Below are 19,181 nucleotides of genomic sequence, written 5' to 3' on the forward strand. Positions count from 1 at the left end.
CTTTAGCTTCTTTTTTCACCAATGATCCGTACTTCCGTCTCTAATGTAACATCAAACTTCTCTTTGATTACCTCTTGGATATGGGCAATCAACTCTGTATAATCAGTTGCTGTTGCATGGTCGATATTGACGATAAAGCCGGCATGTTTTTCCGAAATCTGTGCGCCGCCCCATTTCAAGCCTTGTAACCCTGCTTCTTGGATCAGTTGTCCTGTGAAGTGTCCTTCAGGTCGTTTGAAGACACTACCGCATGAAGGGTATTCCAATGGTTGTTTTGCTTCACGCAATTCCGTCAATTCGTCCATCCGACCTTTGATCATCTCATGATCACCAGGTGTTAATTGGAAACGAGCTTCTAAGACGATAGCATCCATCTTCTGTAATTCACTATGGCGATAAGAAAAGGCCATTTCTTCATTTGACAGGGTTTGGATCGTCCCATCACTTAATAATAAGTCGACTTCTGCAAACACGTCTTTGATCTCCCCACCGTAAGCTCCTGCATTCATGTAGACTGCACCGCCGATACTTCCAGGAATCCCACAGGCAAATTCGAATCCTGTCAAAGATTCTGCCAAGGCTGCATACGTCGTATCGATCAGTTTTGCACCTGCTTCTGCAATCACCATCGTGCCTTCAACGCTGATTTGGTTCATCTCTGTCAACATGATGACCACGCCGCGAATCCCACCATCTTGGACGATCAAGTTACTTGCATTTCCTAGTACCAACCATGGCACTTGGTTTTCTCGACAATAATCAACTAACTGTTTGACTTCTGATTTGGTTTTGGGAAAAGCTAAAACATCTACCGGTCCACCGGTTTTGGTAAATGTATAATGACTTAACGGTTCATCAAGCAACAGATTCAACTCTGGATTTTTTTTAACGATATCTTCTTTATTCACTGAGGACTTTCCTTTCTTTTCAAACGTCCCCATCATTCTATCACGCTTAAAACAATCTTGCCAGTTTTGCTCAAAGCTGATGACGATAAATATTATTCAACATTTCCTCACAAAGCGCATGGCTGTCGTATACTCCAGCTTGTTTCAACTTTTCTTTGTCAGGTGTCGTTTCTTGCACCTCTTCAAAAAATCGTTCCACCATCGGCACAAAACCACGCTTGCTCAACATTGTTTCCCAATCACCAAATTTCTTTATTTCCACCGTATCTGGTTTACGGATGACTAATTCTGTCAGATCACTCAATTCATAGGTTCCTTGTTTGCTCGTCACTTGATAGGTTTCAGTATTCGCACCACTTCCAAGATCCATCGTCACGATTGCCATTTGGTTCGCAGTTTCAATTTGCAACATCGCTACTTCCATAAGACCTTCCTTTTCTCGGATATGAGAAGTTGTTTTGATCACTGGTTCCTCTAATAAATAAACAGCCGTGTCCACCAGATGCAAGAACAGATCGTAAATGACAAAAGCAGTTGTTTCTTTTGCCGCAATGCGATTTTTTTGTAACTGGATCAACCGTTTTTCTGGAATCGCTTTTAATTCTTCGACCATTGGGGCGAATCGTCGGTTGAAGCCCACCATTAAAATCACTTGATGTTGTTCTGCCAATTCTTGTAACTCTTGGATTTCTTTTAGGTCGACACTTAAAGGCTTGTCGATATAAACATGGATATTATGTTCCAAACATTTTTTAGCTAATTGAAAATGAACGCTTGTTGCCGCATGGATCATACATGCTTCGATTTCCTCTTCAATTAAGTCATCCAGCGACTCATACAAATGAGCAAATCCATAGGTTTTCTTCAGACGATCTTTCGTTACCTGGTTACGTGTCGCAAAATAAAAATCAACCATTCCTTGTTTCTCTGCATATGTGGGTAAATATGCTTTTTCGGCAATATTACCTACTCCTACTACGCCAATTTTCATGGTTTCCCTCCTGCTATCTGTTATTACTCTTATCTTACACTATTTTTAATAAAAATGAGGTACAATATAATCGCACAGACTTGATAGAAAAAGGAGCGTGTTTTTTTGAAACTGATTTCGTGGAATGTCAATGGTTTAAGAGCCATCGTCAATAAAAATTTTCTAGAAACATTTAAGGAATTTGATGCAGATTTCTTCTGTCTTCAAGAAACAAAGCTACAAGAAGGTCAAATCGACTTGGATTTACCAGGTTACCATCAATATTGGAATTATGCGGTCAAAAAAGGCTATTCAGGTACAGCGATCTTCGCCAAAGAACCTGCATTGAACGTTTCTTATGGAATGGGCATTGATGTCCATGATCAAGAAGGTCGTTTGATCACGTTAGAATATCCTGAATTTTACTTAGTCACTTGCTATACACCAAATTCACAAAATGAATTGAAACGCCTCGATTACCGTTTAGAATGGGAATCTGCTTTTTATGATTATTTAGAAGAGTTGAAAAAACAAAAACCGGTGATCGTTTGTGGGGATCTAAATGTCGCCCATGAAAACATCGATTTGAAGAATTGGAAAACGAATCAAAAAAGTGCCGGTTTCTCAATCGAAGAACGAAACGCATTGTCTCATTTACTTGATAATGGTTTTGTAGATACTTTCCGTTACTTCTATCCAGAGTTAGAAGGCGTCTATTCTTGGTGGAGTTATCGTTTCAATGCTCGAAAAAACAATGCAGGTTGGCGTATCGATTACTTCTTGACGAGTGAAGATTTGACACCTCGTTTGGTTGATGCAAAAATCCATACATCGATTCTAGGTAGTGACCACTGCCCTGTCGAATTAATTATCGAATAGCAAGGATAGCAACGGAAGAAATTGGGTTGTCCCGATTTTCTTCCCTTGATCCTTCACTGACACCATATTTACTTGATACATAGTCTGAAAAAGCTATTTCTTTTCATACAAATCTATGTTATGGTTTATTTTTTAAAGGAGGCTTATTTGAAAATGAATTTTATCGCGATGGACTTTGAAACTGCGAACCACCAATCTCATAGTGCGTGTTCCTTAGCCCTTGTCAAAGTGGAGAACAGTCAGATTGTCGATGAATTTTATACCTTGATCCAACCGGAAACGCCATTTTTCTGGCGGAACATCCAGATCCATGGTATCCGACCCGAAGATGTCCAACAGGCACCTAAATTTCCAGATGTTTGGCAGAAAATCGAAAAGTATTTCCAAAAAAACCGATTAGTCGTTGCGCATAACGCCGCATTTGATACAAAAGTATTGGCTGGTTGTTTAGATTATTATCAGTTGCCTCAACCGAACTATCTCTCATTGTGTACCGTCAAAACAAGTCGCCGCTTGTTTCCAGAGATGCCAAATCATCGCTTGAATACAGTTTGTGAAAATTTGGATATCACGTTGAAAAATCACCATGATGCGTTAGAAGATAGTCGAGCATGCGCGGAAATCTTGTTATATCAGGAAAAATTTTTTGGGACAGACCCATTGAAAAAATTAGTCACAGTGAAATAGTTCAATTAGCTAAAATAAGCTAATTCTTTCATTTCTATTTGTTGTTTCCCTCGTACGAAAGAATCAACGATGACGATAAATAAAGAACCTGAAAAGTGGTCAACTACTTTTCAGGTTCTTTGTTTTTGAAATCAATTTATTTCATGCTCAATCGTTCGTTTCATCTTGATTATCGCCAATGATTGACCTTGTCTTCTCGAAGAGTCAACACTTTGGGTTTCCTCTTGAAACCCCATTTTTTGATAAAGATGGACGGCTCGTTGATTGCCCGCCAATACATCAAGAACCAACGTACTAAATCGCATATTTTCTGTAGCCCAAATAATTGCCTCTTCTAAAAGAATCGTGCCTAACCCCATCCCCCAATATTCTTTCAAGATACTGATCCCTATTTCGCCATGTCGGGGCAAACCAGGTTTGGGAGCAACAGAAACAACACCTACCACCTGTTTTTTGACACAGGCTAAAAATAATAAGTGTTCTGCACTTTCTTTTATTCGAGACAATTCAGTTGCAAGTACCTCTTTACTTTTATTAAGTGAATGCTCCTCAACAACAAAATAATCCGTTGCTTGTCTCGCTTGGCGTAGCATCACTAACAATCCTTCAGCATCTGATTTCTCCGCTTCTTTTAACGTCAGTTCAACATCATTAGCCATGAGAATCCGCCCATGCTTCATAGATACGTTTTTCAAACTCTTGACTATTCGGCCCGTATGATTGGAATTTCACATACCTTTTTTCTGATTCTGTATCACTTTTTTCAATAATCAGTTCCAAATAATCTTCAGGTAAAGCATCTTCTAATAGATTTCCCCACTCAATGACTGAAAGTCCATCACCTTCAAAATATTCATCTAGTCCCAAATCAGCACCGCTAGCAGCGACACGATAGATATCCATATGGTACAAAGGCATTTTTCCTTGTGTATATTCACGAATGATCGTATAGGTCGGACTCTTGATCATTTGATCGATGCCTAATCCTTTTGCAATTCCTTTTGTCAAAGTCGTTTTACCAGCACCTAGATCACCAGTCAACACTAGATTATCTCCCGGATGAGCGACTTTTCCAATGATTTCTGCTAATTGGTCTGTCATCGCCACACTTGTTAATTCAATCATCATCATTTCTCCTCATTCTTTTTTGTCAGTATAACGTGTAATCCAACAAAAAAAAAGAAAAGAGTCAGGAATCCTCAGCTCCCTAGCCCTTTTCTTTTTAGATCTACTGTTCGATTAATCTAATAATGTTTGTGCACCTGTAATGATCGCTAATTTATAGACATCTTCTTCATTAGCACCACGAGAAAGGTCACTTACTGGTTTGTTCAATCCTTGTAAGATTGGTCCGATTGCTTCAAAGTTACCAAAACGTTGAGCGATCTTGTAGCCAATGTTTCCTGATTGTAATTCAGGGAAAACAAAGACTGTTGCTTGACCTGCCACTTTAGAATCAGGGGCTTTCAATTGTGCGACTGCTGGAACGTAAGAAGCATCAAATTGTAATTCGCCATCGATCGTATATTGAGGCGCTAATTCTTTCGCGATTCTTGTTGCTTCAACCACTTTATCTACTTCAGGAGCTGCTGCAGAACCTTTTGTTGAAAAGCTCATCAATGCGATTTTTGGATCGATATCGAATAGTTCAGCTGTTTTTGCTGATTCCACAGCAATTTCAGCTAATTCTTGTGCGTTTGGATTCACGTTGATCGCACAGTCAGAAAAGACATATTTTTCTTGATCTCTACCGCGAACCATGATCATAGCACCACTTGTACGACTTACACCTGGTTTTGTTTTGATGATTTGTAGTGCTGGACGTACTGTATCTCCGGTTGAATGGATCGCTCCAGAAACCATACCATCAGCAATGCCCATATATGTAAGCATTGTTCCAAAGTAATTGACATCTTTTAAGATTTTTTCTGCTTGTTCTTTTGTTGCTTTTCCATTACGGCGTTCAACAAAAGCTTCGACCATTTCATCCCATTTTTCATAATCATTTGGATTGATGATCGTGAAGTTAGATGTTTGGATACCACGTGCATTCGCTGCTGCTTCAATTTCTTCTTTGCTACCGATCAAAATCGGTTCAACTAATTCTTCTGCTTTTAAACGTGCTGCTGCTCCTAAAATTCTTGCATCCGTTGCTTCTGGAAACACGATTTTGATGCCGCGACGTACAATTTTAAATCTTAAACTATCAAACAATTCCACAAGATGACCCCCAGTTATTTTTATTAACTACCATGATACACTATTATCAAAAAAAAGAACAGTTTTAAATTTCTGTATCAGTCAGATTATGGATAATAATTAAGTTTTTCACATAATTTGGCAAAACTGCACTATAACAGGAAAGCGCTGTATCATTACACTGTTTTAGGCAGTTGCCAATCAATCGGTGTTTCACCCAGAGCAAGCAATGCATCATTCGTTTTTGAAAATGGTTTTGAGCCAAAAAAGCCACGATGTGCCGATAATGGGCTTGGATGTGGAGCTGTTATTATAATGTGTCGACTTTTATCGATCATTTTCATTTTTTCTTGTGCAGGTTTGCCCCAAAGAATAAACACGATCGGTTTGTCTCGTTCATTCAGCTTCTCAATGATCGCATCCGTCAATTGTTCCCAGCCTTTTCCGCGATGAGAATAAGCTTGCCCTTCTCTGACAGTTAGTACAGTATTCAAAAGCAGAACACCTTGTTTGGCCCAAGTCACTAAATTCCCATGAGGAACTGGTTCGATCCCTAAGTCATTCTTCAATTCCTTGTAGATATTGACCAGAGACGGTGGTGTTTTTACTCCTGGTTGTACGGAAAAAGAAAGCCCATGCGCTTGATTAACTCCATGATAAGGGTCTTGTCCTAGAATCACGACTTTGACTTCTTCGTAGGGAGTCAGCTCTAACGCTTCATAAACATGATACATATCCGGATGGATTTTTTGAGTTGCGTACTCATTTTTTAAAAATATTCTCAACTGCTGATAGTAGTCTTTTTCAAATTCATCAGCTAATACTTCTTGCCAACTATTGTGGATGATTTTCTTCAAATTTCCCACCTCCTATTTTCCAGAATAACTCACAAATTATTTGTTAACAAGTCAAAATCTTCCATCTTATCTCGCATTAGTATGTTAAACTAGGAGGGAGAAAAGGAAAGGAACGGTAATCACATGATCAAATTAATTGCCTCTGATATGGACGGCACTTTACTCGATGCACATATGAGTATCTCAACAGAAAATACTGAAGCAATCCGCATGGCAAATGAGCTGGGTATTGAATTTATGGTCGCTACTGGACGTAACGCACAAGAAGCACGAGCAGCCTTAGATGAAGCAGGAATCGATTGTGCGATGATCACTTTGAATGGCGCGCAAGTTTTTGACAGATCCGGTAAGTCGCTTTTTACAGTGCCAATTCCAAGTCCCCAAGCCATGACAGTCATGGATATTTTAGATGCAAATGGTATTTATTACGAGGTAGCGACAAACCAAGGATTGTATTCGGAAAGCCAACCAAAAAGAATCGAAAGCTTTGCTTCTTCCATTGCGACCCATATGCCCCATTTGACTTACAAAATGGCGATCGCCATGGCTTCAGCTAATCTTGAACTCTTACACATCACTTATGTTGATAGCATTCGCGAATTACTACTTGATGATACACTTGAAGTCCTAAAAATCATCTGTTTCCATACTGAAGGCCCACGTATTTTAGGCCCTGTAGGGAAAGAAATCAGTAATTTAGGCGAACTGGCAGTGACCTCTTCTGGTCAAAACAATCTTGAAGTCAACCATAAAAATGCTCAAAAAGGAATCGCAGTTGCTCATGTCGCTCATGAACGAGGGATCACTTTAGATGAAGTCATGACGATCGGTGATAATTTTAACGATGTCAGTATGTTGCAAACCGCCGGCGTTAGTTTCGCCATGGGAAATGCAGAGATTGAAGTCAAAGATTACGCTAAATACTTAACAGACACAAATCTTGAATCAGGTGTTGGCAAAGCCATCTTACGCGCAATCAACGAAAACCTATAGTTGTTTGAAGAAAGAGGGGAACAAATATGTCAGAATTTTTCATTCAGGAAAAACAGCTGAGTCGTGCGACTCGGACGATCGTCAAAGACGAAAAAGGTAAATCACTTTTTTTGATGGTCGGCCGCTGGGGAACGAAAGGAGATGCCTTGTCTCTTTATGCCATGAATGGTGATCTAGTCGCACATATCAAACAAATCAGTCTGACATTTGGTACACGCTTTGAACTTTACAAAGATTTCGAAAAAGTCGGTACGATGCAAAAGATTTTCAATTGGCCAGGAGATTTTTATTATATTCGCCGATTGCATTGGACTGTTCAAGGAGATATCTATAATCATCGTTATCAGATCCAGCATTTCAATGAACTAATCATGGAGATGGACAAAGCAACCCTCTTTACCGGTGATTATTATGTTCTTGATATCCCTTGTGAAGAAAATGCGCCTATCTGTATCTGTATTGCTGCTGTCCTTGATTATTGGCTCTATCGAAAAAACAAAGACAAAGAAACACCTCTTTCTTATCGCTTTGATGTCAACTAAAAACAAGGTTGTGACAGAAGTGTCCAGCTCCGAGAAATAAGCCAGAAAACTCCGAAAATTGTCTTTCAAATTTTTGGAGTTTTCTGGCTTATTTCTAAAGGAGTTACTTCTGGAACACCGTTTATTCAAGTTTAAGGGGATAAGACAATTAATGTCACAGCTTCGTTTTTTCTTTTATACCTGTTTTCTTCTATAGAAAAGAAGTGTCACTACATAGATAAGCACTGCACCTACCATGATCCACAAATTATTTCTTTCTCCATTTGTTTTAGGGAAAAGCTGTTGATTTTGTGATTGTTCATTCTTGGTCGAAGGATCATCATTATTGGTGTTTGATTCAACGGCTAGCGCTACTTTATTTTCACGTCTATCGTTCATCTGCATCGTACCTGTTCCATCGTTTTCAACTGTCCCATCTTCACTGATCACAGGCTTGTCAGAGTTGTTTGTTGATGAAACACTGCTAGAACTACTTGTTGTGGTATTAGTTGTGGTACTTGTATCTGATTGCTTTCCATTTTTACCTGGATAGGTACTGCTCTCAGTTGTGCTTGGTTCTGTACTACTTTCACTTGTGCTTGGCTCTGTACTACTTTCGCTTGTACTTGGTTCTGTACTGCTTTCACTCGTGCTTGACTCTGTACTGCTTTCACTCGTGCTTGACTCTGTACTGCTTTCGTTTGTGCTTGGCTCTGTACTGCTCTCGCTTGTGCTTGGCTCTGTACTGCTCTCGCTTGTGCTTGGCTCTGTACTGCTCTCGCTTGTGCTTGGCTCTGTACTACTTTCACTCGTGCTTGGTTCTGTACTGCTTTCACTCGTGCTTGACTCTGTACTGCTTTCACTCGTGCTTGACTCTGTACTGCTTTCACTCGTGCTTGACTCTGTACTGCTACTTGTTGTATCTGTTGTGTCATCATGCGTATTTGGTACAGCAAAAATTTCATTTGGGTCCCACCGATTTGTTGTGGCATTCAAGATCACATTTTTTCCTATGATCGTTCCATCTTGACTTTGATTGACTGTAATATCCGCACAAGGTGCAATAATCGTTCCTTGGAAAGGCGCATTGATTTCTAGTTTTTCTGTTAGATTACCAAAATTCCAAGAAATATTGGCATCAGAAAAATCTTCTGTTTGATGATTGGAACGATTATTATATTGAATTTGGGATTGTACAGAAAAACTAGTCGGTGCATCTACAACATTCATTATAAGCACTTTTCCCTCAGGATTGTTGATCCGTAAGGGGGTATTCTGTGCCAGAACAGAAGCAGCAACATTGATGACATAGGGCTGATCCCCAACCAGATCTGTACAGTCAATCACACGATTATTCATATCGGGGAAATCATCTGGTGTATAAGTTTTTAATGGATCTAACGACATCAACATATTTGATGTCAGCATTAAATTTTCAAACTCTTTGTTAAAATCAATGTATTGAGCATCTTCTCGATCTTGATAGAACTCATCCACTGATAAGTGATCCAATCTTGTTCCATTGACAACTATTTTATCATTTTCCGTCGTGATCACATTGTTTGATCCGACAACAAATTTATTGGATCGTTTATCAAAAGCCGCAGTTTCTGCTGAGCTAATGATCGTCTCAACAGATTGTGCATAATTGATCTCTTTATTTAAATCCCCTGTACTGATTGATGTACCGAAGTTATTCGTTGCTGATAAAACACTCGTTGCTACATTACCCTCTGTATGCGCATTGATGGTCGTTTTTTCTTTTGCGAACACATGGAACTGAGAAGCAATCCCTAACACCCCATAATCACCGGTCAAATCATCATAGACACTGCCTGGATCTTGTGGGAGATATGTTTCGGCAATTACTTGGATTGGAAAAAATAAATGGAGAAGCAAAACAGACATTAGGGAAAGATTCACAACTTTATTTTTAAACATTTTTTCATCTCTTTTCGCCAATATATGAAATTTCATAACATAAAAATATTTGTTATTATAATCCTAAAAAGTGATAAAAGAAATGATTTTCTGAAAACATTCCGGAAAATTACATCAATTTCATAGGTTTATCATTAAACATAACGTATGATTCTCATGCTGTATTATCGCTATTCTTTATTTTATGTGATTGTCCTCACTTTTTAGGTAAAAAAAAGACACGCCTTTTTAGGCATGCTTTTTTTATTAATCGGTTAATGATCAATTGAATAAAAAAATATCACTCGGTAATTTTCTTTTGCATATGATCATACAGATGTCCACTGATCGTTCGTTCCCCGATTACTTTGAACCCATGGCGCTCGTACAATTTCCTAGCTTGCGGGTTTTGCTTATCGCAACTTAGTCCAATGACATCGCGGTTTTGTTTTTTGACGATTGGTGGCAATGCTTCTAACAAAGAGGAACCGATTCCTTGTCCTCTAAATTCTTCTGAAACACAGATAGAATCTAAATACCATTCATCAGGGAATGTTTCTCTATCCGTAAACATTTTTACTTGCTCGTAAATGCCATGCTTTTGTAAGATTTTTTCTAACGGCTGGTCGATGATTGATTCTTCTTCGTCTGTATAACCGTAAACGATCCCTGCTACCTTACCCTCTCGCACATCAACGATCCCTCTTGTATAGCTGTAACGATAGTCTGGGTCTGTAATGGCTTCTTCCAAGACTTCTAATGTTTTTTCTTCACCGTACTTTAAAAGAAACGGTAAGTCCATATCTTTCAATATAACTAAAATAAGCGGAGCAATAGCTGCCGCATCTTCTTTTTTTGCATTACGAATCATTTCTGACACTCCTTTTTTTCATTTTACCATAATGAAATCTCAGAGCAAAACAGCTAATTCAAATAATCTTCAATTTTTTGTGTCACGAAATAACCATTTGAAACGATTGTTTTTGCTTCAAAACGACAGTAGGGGCAAACAATCGGCATCTCTTTTTTTACGTGTTCGACGATATGATTTACTTCTTCATAAGTGAATTTTTTCCCACAGTTTGGACAAACCATTTTTTGCATGATTCCCTCAATCCCTTCTTTGTTTTACACTTTTAGATTACTCTTATCTAGAAAAAAAGAGAAGTGAAACCACTTCTCTTTCAAGCACTGATCAATACATCTTCTAAATGATTCGTTCCATCGACGGCTACAGAATAATACAATTGACCACTTTTTGTCGTGATTTCCCAACTTTTTGCTTTCCCGTGATGTTTTCCGACTTTATGGACTGCTTCTTTCATTGCTGCCTGTGGATGTTTCACTTGATGGATCGTTTTCAAGTGAAAGAATTGCCCTGGTTCGTTTCGGCTTTCATCAACAACCATCGTCTTTCCTGAGATTGGATTCACTGTGATCACTCGATTGGGCGTATAAAAAATATATTCATACATCTTTTTATTACTTTGTTCTTCGTCTGATTGGTTGAACTGGATACGACTGACTTTCTCTTCATGGTACTCATCACGCAAAATAGACACTGCCTTTTGCAATGAGATTTGATATTCTTGGTCACTGATATCATCAAAAGAAAAGTTTGCATCCAATAGTCCTAACGAAGCCGCTAAGCTAATAATGATAGCAATCGATGCTGCAATGATTATTTTTTTCATTCCATTCTCTCCTTGTTTTTTTCTAGAATAACAAGAAATAGGAAAGAAAAAAATCGAATGAACGGAAGAAAAAGTGACAAATTTGTTACCTTTATTCGTGTAACTCCAACGGCAATCCGTCCGGATCAAAAAAGAAAGTCATTTTTTCGCCTGTAAAGGTATCGATACGGACTGGTTCAGTTTCAATCCCCAATCCTTGTAGTTCCGCGACTGTTTCTTCGATATGTTCCACTTTGAATGCTAAGTGCCTCAAACCACAAGCTTCTGGATAGCTCGGTCTTTTAGGTGCATCTTTGATACCGAAAATCTCAAGCTCCATATCTCCTAGTTTTAAATCTAACTTATAATCGCCACGGTCTTCTCGATAATTTTCACGAATAACTTCAAAACCTAGCAAATCAACATAAAATGCACGTGACTTTTGATAATCCGACACAATGATCGCAACATGGTGAACGGTTGTTAAATTCATTCTCACACTTCCAATCTTTTTGTTTCCTTTATCTTATCAATAGTTTTAGACATAGCAAAGATTTTTCTCCCGCTGCACAAAAAAAGAGAGACCACATCAAATGGCCTCCTACTTTTCAACGTTTGGAAAATTAATGTTTCTCGGAAAACAATCAAATCGAATAATAACATATATTTTTTTAAAATGAAAGACTAGAAATAAATTTTAAAAGGAATACAATAATTTGTGTCTCTAAAATAAACAGACACTATATATTGTGTTTTAAGGAGTTTTTTATTATGAGTAATTATTTCAGATTTTTGATTCATCAATTGAAAGGCTGGCCTCAACAAAATTATTATCTATTCTATTTTAGCCTAGGTTGCCAAGTCATGACACTTGTGAATCAGCCAATCACTTGGTTGTCGATCATTACCTTTATCGGGACAAATCTAGGGGTGTTGTGCATTTTATCAATCAATGCCGCTAAATCAGTCAACGGTATTCTAGGAATTCTGTCTGCTATTTGTTTTATCGTCGTTGGCTTTTCTGCCAAAAACTATTTAAGTATCGGCGAACAAATTGCTTATATGGTCACATTGGATATCCCAGTTTTATTAAGTAAAGAATGGAATCATAATATGGCTTCTAAAATTCGAGAATTTAGTGGAAAAAGTTGGTTGATTGCATTAACCGGGACTGTTTTCGTTTACTTGATTTCAGGTTATTTGATTGGTACGTATACAGACGACCCTCGTCCTTGGATCGATGCCATTGCTTTTTCGATCAGTCTTTCTGCCGGGATCATTAGCTTCCTTCGCTACAACAATCAGTATTATTGGTGGCTTGCTTCTGGTCTTGCACAAATGGTCTTATGGTATGTTTCCTATACCCATGGCTCTGCTAGTTTAGCGATGTTTATCAATAGCTCAGTTTACTTGATCAATGACTTATTAGCCTTTACTGTCTCTCCTTGGTACAACAAAAAAGAAAGAGCGCGCATGCAACGCATGGAAGCAGAATATTTTTCGCATCATGTTTCTTAATGGAAAACAATAAATAAACTTGTACTAGAAATCGGTTTGTTTTTTAAACCTCTTACTAAAGCGAGAAAGTCACCCAAAATAGGATGGGACTTTTCTCGCTTATTTCTAGGTATCGTCATACCAAGATTCTCTCAGCGGTTCGCGTCAACTAAATCAAATCCTTGAGCAACATTCTAATGTCTACATCCATCGTTTGTATCACTGATTCCAATTCTTGGAACTTTTTTAATGCAAGCTGTTGTTCTGAAGTAAATACATAGTCTGCTTGTTCATATTCTTGTATCAAAGAGGCGACTGATTGCTTTTTGATTTTCTTTGCAAGTTCTTGCCATTCAGTTTCTGTCACAGTTTTTGTTGTAGCTCGCCGTTTTTCTTCGCGTTCTTTGCGTAAAATCTTTAGAAACCCATTTCTCATCACCCGAGGGATACTATCGAAAAAACCAGTTGTAAATCCATAACGCTGATAGTGTTGCCAGACTAAATGATAAATTTGCGGTTGGATAAAACGTTGTTCTTTTGCTAATCGATCGACGTCTACAGCTTCATTCTTCGATCCTTCTCGCAGATTCGCGATAAACTCTTCAAAAAAAGCGACAGATGGTTGGCTTGTCTCAGCTATTGAAACAGACGACCAATCTTTTTGGAGAAATAGTTGATAGTTATTCAAGAACGCTTCAACATCTTTAGTCAAATCTTCTGAAAAATCCTCAAACAATGATTTTTTCTCAAGGATTTTTTTCGGCTTTTCTTTTGCCTGATAGCTCACTTGTTGGATGTACTTTTCCATTGCTTGATAGTCTGCCAGATAAATCGGTAACTGAGCATGACGAAATTCGGCGATTCGTGTAGTTCGCTTTTTATCTGGTAAAATCGGTTGTTTCAGCCGGCGATTATGATACAACATTAGACAATATTCTTGCCAGAGTTGTTCAGGAAAGGCAATATTTTGTTGTTTCAGCCAGAGGATCTCATCCAGCGCTAGATCCACTTTAGTCATTCCTTGATTGATCGACGCTGCAACTGTTGGACTAACGTGCAAGTGTTCTGCAAAATGATTGATCCCTAGTTTTAATTCCTTACCCGTTTTAGGGGAACGAACGATATATTGGACTTTCAGTTCACGGCCACATTCACAATAAAGTTTTTGTTGTCTACGTGATGTGCGATAAAATGGATTGATCTTAAAGTCAGAAAAAATCCAATCCGTTGCTGCTAAATAGTTTTCTTCCAAAAATCGCGAGTGGATCAAATAACGACGATGTTGATCCATGACAATTCGTTGTTGTTTCGTCAATCGTTCATAGATTTCCCATCGTTGGCTACTTGTATATTGTTTGGAGATTTTTATTGGGTAGTGTTGCTTAATTTCTTTTGGGAACCATTCGTCAAAAATCGCTTGCCAACTTTCATTCATCCCTTTCACCTGCCTTTCTAAATTAAGAGAGTAAAAATAAATTCGTTCAAAGAGCAACAAAAAAGCCGAAAATAATGTGAGCTATTTTCGGCTTTTCGCTTTTTTCATACGTGAAGCTGAGGTTGTGACAGCAGTGTCTTGCACTTGCTGTTGGCGGTCAACCATTTATCTGGTTATAGGGGCATAAGATGACGAATGTCCTAGACCTCATCTACCACTTGCTTCGCTTCAGCTATCTATCAGTGAGTTGTTCCTGCGTTACCTGAAATATCTTCTTTGTTGTTGACTGCTGCTTCTACCGCATAAGTCAATGAAGCCGCAATATCATCAAGTGACATTGCCGGTGTCCCTACAGGGCGATCGATGACTTGATCTGGTGAGAATGGCACATGGATAAAGCCTCCACGAATCGTTGGGAACTCTGTTTCGATCAAGTGTAACAATCGATACATGATGTCGTTGCAAACAAACGTACCAGCTGTATAAGAAATATAGGCTGGTAATCCATGTTCTTGGACATTTTTTGTCATTGCTTTGATTGGTAATGAAGTAAAGTAAGCAGCTGGGCCGTCTGCTTCTAACGGCGTATCAAATGGCTGGTTACCTTCATTATCTGCAATACGTGCTTCAGCTAGATTGATTGCTACACGTTCAAAAGAAATCGCTGAACGTCCACCTGCTTGACCAACACAAATCACGATTTCAGGTTGATGTTCTTGGATTGCTTCTTTTACGACTTGACCACTTTTACCAAAAACAGTGGGAACTTCTAATTTGATGATTTCTGCACCGGCAATCTCAGACGGCATTTTTTTGACTGCTTCATAGGCAGGATTTACTTTATCTCCACCAAATGGATCAAAACCAGTTACGAGTACTTTCATTTTTCATTCCTCCATTATTCTATAAAATGATGCGTTCAATTCATCCTTCAAAGATTTATCTAAACGTTAACAATTGATTGTTTCTCACTCGTGTATTTAGCACTTTCAATGAGTCATTCCTATTAAAAGGACTCAGTGTCTATCTATTTTAACAAAAAACAGTCAATAATGAAATGCTTAGCTGTTCAGAAAAAGAATCAATCTTCTCCATGTTTTATGGAAATCATTGATTCTTTTTCGCTCAAGATACTATTTAAATAAAATCATATAGACGATTTGGAAAACCAGCATGAATACAGCAACGAATAGTTGATTCTTGATCACGCCGTATTTATCTTTCATTTCTAACATCGCCACTGGTACTACGTTAAAGTTAGCAGCCATCGGTGTCAACAACGTTCCACAGAAACCGCATGTCAACGCGACCATACCGATCAATGCTGGATTAGCCCCTTGACTAAAGACAAAAGGCGCACCGATTCCGACTGTCATGACGGTGATTGCCGCAAAAGCATTCCCCATGATCACTGTAAATAGAACCATTCCTAACGCATAGATGATGATACCAATATTGACATTACCTTCTGGAACGATCGTACCAACTGCACTAGAAATCACTGTACCAACACCTGCGCTCGTGAAGACCGCACCCAGTGAAGCTAAGAGCATCGGTAACATACTTAAAGGTCCAACTGTCCCTAACATGTCTGAAGCATCATCCAAGAAAGTCGTCGGGCGATTATCTCTTGAAAAGAACATCAAGATCAACATCGCGACAAATACCCCAACACCGACACCGACTAAAGCACCTAAATCAGTGAATAGTGCGAATAAAATGGCAAAGATCCCAATACTCAATGCCGGAATAAAGATTTTCATCCCTAATTTATCTGACATTTTTTCCATGTATTCTTTTGATGGCAAACGACTTGCACCTTTACTCACTCTTTTTGTGATTGCTGGGATCGTCATCGCGAAAATCAAGATTCCGTTGTAAGTTGGAGATATCCAACGCCCAGCAGCAATCACGACTCCTAAAACTGTCCAGAAAAAGGCTGATCCAAAGCGATGCGGGTTGCTTTTATCAAAGGCATTACGAAGACCCGTGTAGATCAAGACTAGCCCCATCAAGATATATAAGATTTCTAATAATTTTTCACTGAGTAATACTTCAGAATTTGTAAAAAAGTCCATCTTATTTCTCCTTTCCTGAATAGTATTTCTTCGCTAATTTCTTTTCTTTTAAATAAAAATAGACACTCGCAACGACTAGAGCAGTGATGGCAACTGGTATCTGTACCAATGCCAACTGACCAAGAGTTACCTCGTAGCCTAAGTCTTTCAATGTGGATTGTACTAATAAAGCACCTGCCCCACCGATAAATAGTACTTGACCAAAGAACCAACAAATATTTTCCATCGCTGAAGACATTCCTTTTAATTCCTCTTCATGTTCCGGATTGACAGTTAATCCTTTTGATTCAACGGTACCTAACGCCATTGGCATGATGATTGGACGGACAAAACCGGCCACCCCACCAAAGCTGACATTGAAAGCTGCAAAGATCATTCGGAAAACACCATAAATATCGATGATCATTCCAGCGGATACCTTCTTGAAACGTTTGATCAACGTTGCAGCAGACTCCTTCAGACCATTGCGTTCTAACGTACCAGTTGCTAACATAATAATAATAAAAATTGCCATTCCTCGGTTATTTACAAAACTTGTACCTAAAGTTTCCAGCATACCTTCAAGTCCTAATCCACCAGTAAATGCGGTCACGACTAACGCAACCATAACGATCAAGATCGAATCTAACTTGAAAGCAAAACCAAGAATAACAATCAGTACGCCTAACAGGCTAAGATAATTTTCCATCTGTTTTCCTCCTAAAAATTACATGATATTTTTTCATTATAAAATAAAATTGATTGAAAATATAGAGAATTCTTACAAAAAAAATATTATATTTTAAAAATTCTGTCAATTTCATAACAACAAATGACTTGAAGTCTTATTTATACTGGTAATTTTCTTGAACTACATAACATTTCTTTACCTCTAACTAAGGGATCAAAATTGTAATGTTTGAAACAACTCATAAAAACAAATAAGACGTGTCTGGAACATTAGTCCTCTCTCCCCTAAAACCGAATAAACAACAGGATCAGAAGTAACCTCTTCGAAAAAACAAGACGCCATCCACAAGAATTTGAAGAACAATTTTTGTGGATGGTGCCTTATTTCTTGAGGCTGAACACTTCTATCCAGACCTCGCCTCATTTGTTGAAACTAGCTAGTCAGTTGTTTCTTAATGAATAAAAGATAAAATCAAATAAATGATCCATAGATGTAACGGATAAAACAAGTAAAAAAAGTATTTGTCGAATGCGTGTCCGGTTCCACCTAGTTTTCCATTATAAAGAATGATAAATGGGATGACGGTGACCATCATAAATTCATTATCAAACGTTAAAAATTGATACACTGATTGATAATCAGGCATTTGTGTGTAGGATAAAATGGCTAGACAAAATAAAATCAGCGTATAAACAAAAATACCTAGAACCAATTTTCCTCGTTCTTTTTTCTCGCGGAAGAAATACATCAGCAACAACATTGGAACTAAATACAGACCACCTTCTGAAAAAGCAATCGTGATCATGACCAATAAAAGTGCCACTGCCACGAGCATTCCTTTTCTCCAAAGTGTTTTTCCTTTTATTGTAGAAAGAAGCCACATCAAGCAAAACAGCAAGAATAATGTCAAAAAGATATTATGTGGACCTAAAAATAAATAATAGTCTGGCTGATGATCATATTCACTGATGTAATTTCCTGTTAATAACTGATAGATGATATTTCCAATCGCTACTACGAATGCAGCTATTCCTAATCGCTTCGCATACTGATATTTACTATGCGTATACTTGAAACCTTCAACTAATAAAAATACAAATAATGGCGCAACAAAACGTCCCAACCACGAGACCCAACTTGGCAACCCTAATTGCATCCCGAAATAACTGTTGATATGATCAACGACCATAAAAACAATTGCTATCCATTTCAATTGATAGCTCGTCAACCCTTTTACTCTCATATATTCCCTCCATTTTTTATGCCTCAAGGAATAAGTATAGCCAATCGCCACCTATTTCGACCATCTTTCTCTCAACCTTTTCACTTACAAAATTGTTTGTTTGGATCATCATTAAAACAGTAACTCCCTCAAGGTGTCAAAATGTGACTATGCAATCATGCCTCTTCACTGAAATGAAACGAACAATCGTGGAAAAACGTTGTGAGAAAGTCACGTATCGTTTTCATCGAAGAAACGGCGAACAGGCAACATGAAAAAACACCTAAGAAATGCAGCGACCCCCAAAAGTTAGACCAAAAAATCTAACTTTTGGGGGTCGCTATTTGTATGGCAAAATATCATTTTGAATTAAAGATAAAAATCGTTAAAGAATATCTTAGTGGCGGGGGTGGGTATCGGCATCTTGCCAACAAATATGGTATTTCAAACAAGACACAAGTAAGTAGTTGGGTGAATACCTATCGTGAATACGGAGAAAAAGGTCTATTCAGAAAGCGTCAAAAGCAGAAATATTCTGTTCAATTTAAGTTAAATGCGATAGAGTTATATCAAACAAGTGAGATGTCCTATCGAGTGTCCTATCGAGAAGTTGCCAACGCTTTAGAAATGAGCAACCATGCGCTTATTGCCAATTGGATGCGCAATTTCAGA

At 38.2% G+C, this 19,181-nt stretch carries 22 protein-coding genes; 6 read left to right on the top strand and 16 right to left on the bottom strand.

The window, feature by feature from the left end:
• Positions 1 to 2: 2 nt before the first annotated feature.
• Both murB and I2F89_RS09850 read right to left on the bottom strand, forming a co-directional pair.
• Positions 3 to 908 (bottom strand): UDP-N-acetylmuramate dehydrogenase, encoded by a 906-nt coding sequence (gene murB, locus I2F89_RS09845; protein ID WP_066026226.1) that lies wholly within the window; start codon positions 906 to 908, stop codon positions 3 to 5.
• A 70-nt stretch (positions 909 to 978) separates the two neighbouring features.
• A complete protein-coding gene (locus tag I2F89_RS09850) occupies positions 979 to 1,899 on the bottom strand; it encodes a Gfo/Idh/MocA family protein (protein ID WP_195514275.1) in 921 nt (306 codons plus the stop codon).
• Between the two features lie 105 nt (positions 1,900 to 2,004).
• On the opposite strand from I2F89_RS09850, the gene I2F89_RS09855 reads away from it, so the two are divergent.
• Both I2F89_RS09855 and I2F89_RS09860 read left to right on the top strand, forming a co-directional pair.
• Entirely contained in the window at positions 2,005 to 2,757 is a 753-nt protein-coding gene (locus I2F89_RS09855) for an exodeoxyribonuclease III (protein WP_023520106.1), read from the top strand.
• 153 nt (positions 2,758 to 2,910) lie between these two features.
• Complete coding sequence (locus I2F89_RS09860) at positions 2,911 to 3,444, top strand: 3'-5' exonuclease (protein WP_071867786.1); 534 nt, start codon at positions 2,911 to 2,913, stop codon at positions 3,442 to 3,444.
• Between the two features lie 131 nt (positions 3,445 to 3,575).
• Here the strand turns inward: I2F89_RS09860 and I2F89_RS09865 are convergent, their stop codons facing one another.
• The 4 genes from I2F89_RS09865 to I2F89_RS09880 all read right to left on the bottom strand — a co-directional run bounded on the left by I2F89_RS09865 (position 3,576) and on the right by I2F89_RS09880 (position 6,500).
• Positions 3,576 to 4,103 (bottom strand): GNAT family N-acetyltransferase, encoded by a 528-nt coding sequence (locus tag I2F89_RS09865; protein ID WP_195514276.1) that lies wholly within the window; start codon positions 4,101 to 4,103, stop codon positions 3,576 to 3,578.
• Positions 4,096 to 4,569 (bottom strand): tRNA (adenosine(37)-N6)-threonylcarbamoyltransferase complex ATPase subunit type 1 TsaE, encoded by a 474-nt coding sequence (gene tsaE, locus I2F89_RS09870; protein WP_071867788.1) that lies wholly within the window; start codon positions 4,567 to 4,569, stop codon positions 4,096 to 4,098. The genes I2F89_RS09865 and tsaE overlap by 8 nt, the downstream gene beginning before the upstream one ends.
• Before the next feature lie 114 nt (positions 4,570 to 4,683).
• Positions 4,684 to 5,664, bottom strand: a complete 981-nt coding sequence (pta, locus tag I2F89_RS09875) for a phosphate acetyltransferase (protein WP_010734762.1) — start codon at positions 5,662 to 5,664, stop codon at positions 4,684 to 4,686.
• Between the two features lie 155 nt (positions 5,665 to 5,819).
• Positions 5,820 to 6,500: a uracil-DNA glycosylase gene (locus tag I2F89_RS09880; protein WP_195514277.1), complete on the bottom strand. Its 681-nt coding sequence runs from the start codon at positions 6,498 to 6,500 to the stop codon at positions 5,820 to 5,822.
• A gap of 123 nt (positions 6,501 to 6,623) precedes the next feature.
• On the opposite strand from I2F89_RS09880, the gene I2F89_RS09885 reads away from it, so the two are divergent.
• Together I2F89_RS09885 and I2F89_RS09890 are read left to right on the top strand one after the other, a co-directional pair.
• Entirely contained in the window at positions 6,624 to 7,493 is an 870-nt protein-coding gene (locus I2F89_RS09885) for a Cof-type HAD-IIB family hydrolase (RefSeq protein WP_115358108.1), read from the top strand.
• Between the two features lie 26 nt (positions 7,494 to 7,519).
• Positions 7,520 to 8,035: an LURP-one-related/scramblase family protein gene (locus I2F89_RS09890; protein ID WP_071867790.1), complete on the top strand. Its 516-nt coding sequence runs from the start codon at positions 7,520 to 7,522 to the stop codon at positions 8,033 to 8,035.
• A 174-nt stretch (positions 8,036 to 8,209) separates the two neighbouring features.
• Here the strand turns inward: I2F89_RS09890 and I2F89_RS09895 are convergent, their stop codons facing one another.
• The 5 genes from I2F89_RS09895 to I2F89_RS09915 all read right to left on the bottom strand — a co-directional run bounded on the left by I2F89_RS09895 (position 8,210) and on the right by I2F89_RS09915 (position 12,100).
• A complete protein-coding gene (locus I2F89_RS09895) occupies positions 8,210 to 9,955 on the bottom strand; it encodes a hypothetical protein (RefSeq protein WP_195514278.1) in 1,746 nt (581 codons plus the stop codon).
• Positions 9,956 to 10,235: 280 nt separating this feature from the next.
• Positions 10,236 to 10,805, bottom strand: a complete 570-nt coding sequence (locus tag I2F89_RS09900) for a GNAT family N-acetyltransferase (RefSeq protein ID WP_195514279.1) — start codon at positions 10,803 to 10,805, stop codon at positions 10,236 to 10,238.
• Between the two features lie 53 nt (positions 10,806 to 10,858).
• On the bottom strand, positions 10,859 to 11,038 hold the full coding sequence (locus I2F89_RS09905) for a hypothetical protein (RefSeq protein WP_010734755.1): 180 nt from the start codon (positions 11,036 to 11,038) through the stop codon (positions 10,859 to 10,861).
• Positions 11,039 to 11,118: 80 nt separating this feature from the next.
• Positions 11,119 to 11,628 (bottom strand): hypothetical protein, encoded by a 510-nt coding sequence (locus I2F89_RS09910; RefSeq protein ID WP_195514280.1) that lies wholly within the window; start codon positions 11,626 to 11,628, stop codon positions 11,119 to 11,121.
• 91 nt (positions 11,629 to 11,719) lie between these two features.
• Positions 11,720 to 12,100 (bottom strand): VOC family protein, encoded by a 381-nt coding sequence (locus tag I2F89_RS09915; protein ID WP_010734753.1) that lies wholly within the window; start codon positions 12,098 to 12,100, stop codon positions 11,720 to 11,722.
• 278 nt (positions 12,101 to 12,378) lie between these two features.
• On the opposite strand from I2F89_RS09915, the gene pnuC reads away from it, so the two are divergent.
• The gene (gene pnuC / locus I2F89_RS09920; protein ID WP_010734751.1) at positions 12,379 to 13,125 is read left to right on the top strand and encodes a nicotinamide riboside transporter PnuC; all 747 of its coding nucleotides are present in this window, start codon (positions 12,379 to 12,381) and stop codon (positions 13,123 to 13,125) included.
• Between the two features lie 148 nt (positions 13,126 to 13,273).
• Here the strand turns inward: pnuC and I2F89_RS09925 are convergent, their stop codons facing one another.
• The 5 genes from I2F89_RS09925 to I2F89_RS09945 form a co-directional block, all read right to left on the bottom strand.
• Entirely contained in the window at positions 13,274 to 14,539 is a 1,266-nt protein-coding gene (locus I2F89_RS09925) for a hypothetical protein (protein WP_195514281.1), read from the bottom strand.
• A gap of 239 nt (positions 14,540 to 14,778) precedes the next feature.
• Complete coding sequence (gene pcp, locus I2F89_RS09930) at positions 14,779 to 15,423, bottom strand: pyroglutamyl-peptidase I (protein ID WP_065096414.1); 645 nt, start codon at positions 15,421 to 15,423, stop codon at positions 14,779 to 14,781.
• A 249-nt stretch (positions 15,424 to 15,672) separates the two neighbouring features.
• Positions 15,673 to 16,617 carry a DUF979 domain-containing protein gene (locus I2F89_RS09935; RefSeq protein WP_071867796.1) on the bottom strand — a complete coding sequence of 315 codons (945 nt, stop codon included), beginning with the start codon at positions 16,615 to 16,617 and terminating at the stop codon, positions 15,673 to 15,675.
• Between the two features lies 1 nt (position 16,618).
• Positions 16,619 to 17,305, bottom strand: a complete 687-nt coding sequence (locus I2F89_RS09940) for a DUF969 domain-containing protein (protein WP_023520114.1) — start codon at positions 17,303 to 17,305, stop codon at positions 16,619 to 16,621.
• Positions 17,306 to 17,738: 433 nt separating this feature from the next.
• Positions 17,739 to 18,530, bottom strand: coding sequence for a TraX family protein (locus I2F89_RS09945; protein WP_195514282.1), 792 nt, complete (start codon positions 18,528 to 18,530; stop codon positions 17,739 to 17,741).
• Between the two features lie 327 nt (positions 18,531 to 18,857).
• On the opposite strand from I2F89_RS09945, the gene I2F89_RS15515 reads away from it, so the two are divergent.
• Positions 18,858 to 19,181 (top strand): transposase (locus I2F89_RS15515; protein WP_229078103.1); only part of this gene is annotated, 324 nt, incomplete at its 3' end.

It is taken from the genome of Enterococcus sp. 1001283B150225_161107_E12, from assembly GCF_015556925.1.
GTDB lineage: Bacteria > Bacillota > Bacilli > Lactobacillales > Enterococcaceae > Enterococcus_B > Enterococcus_B mundtii.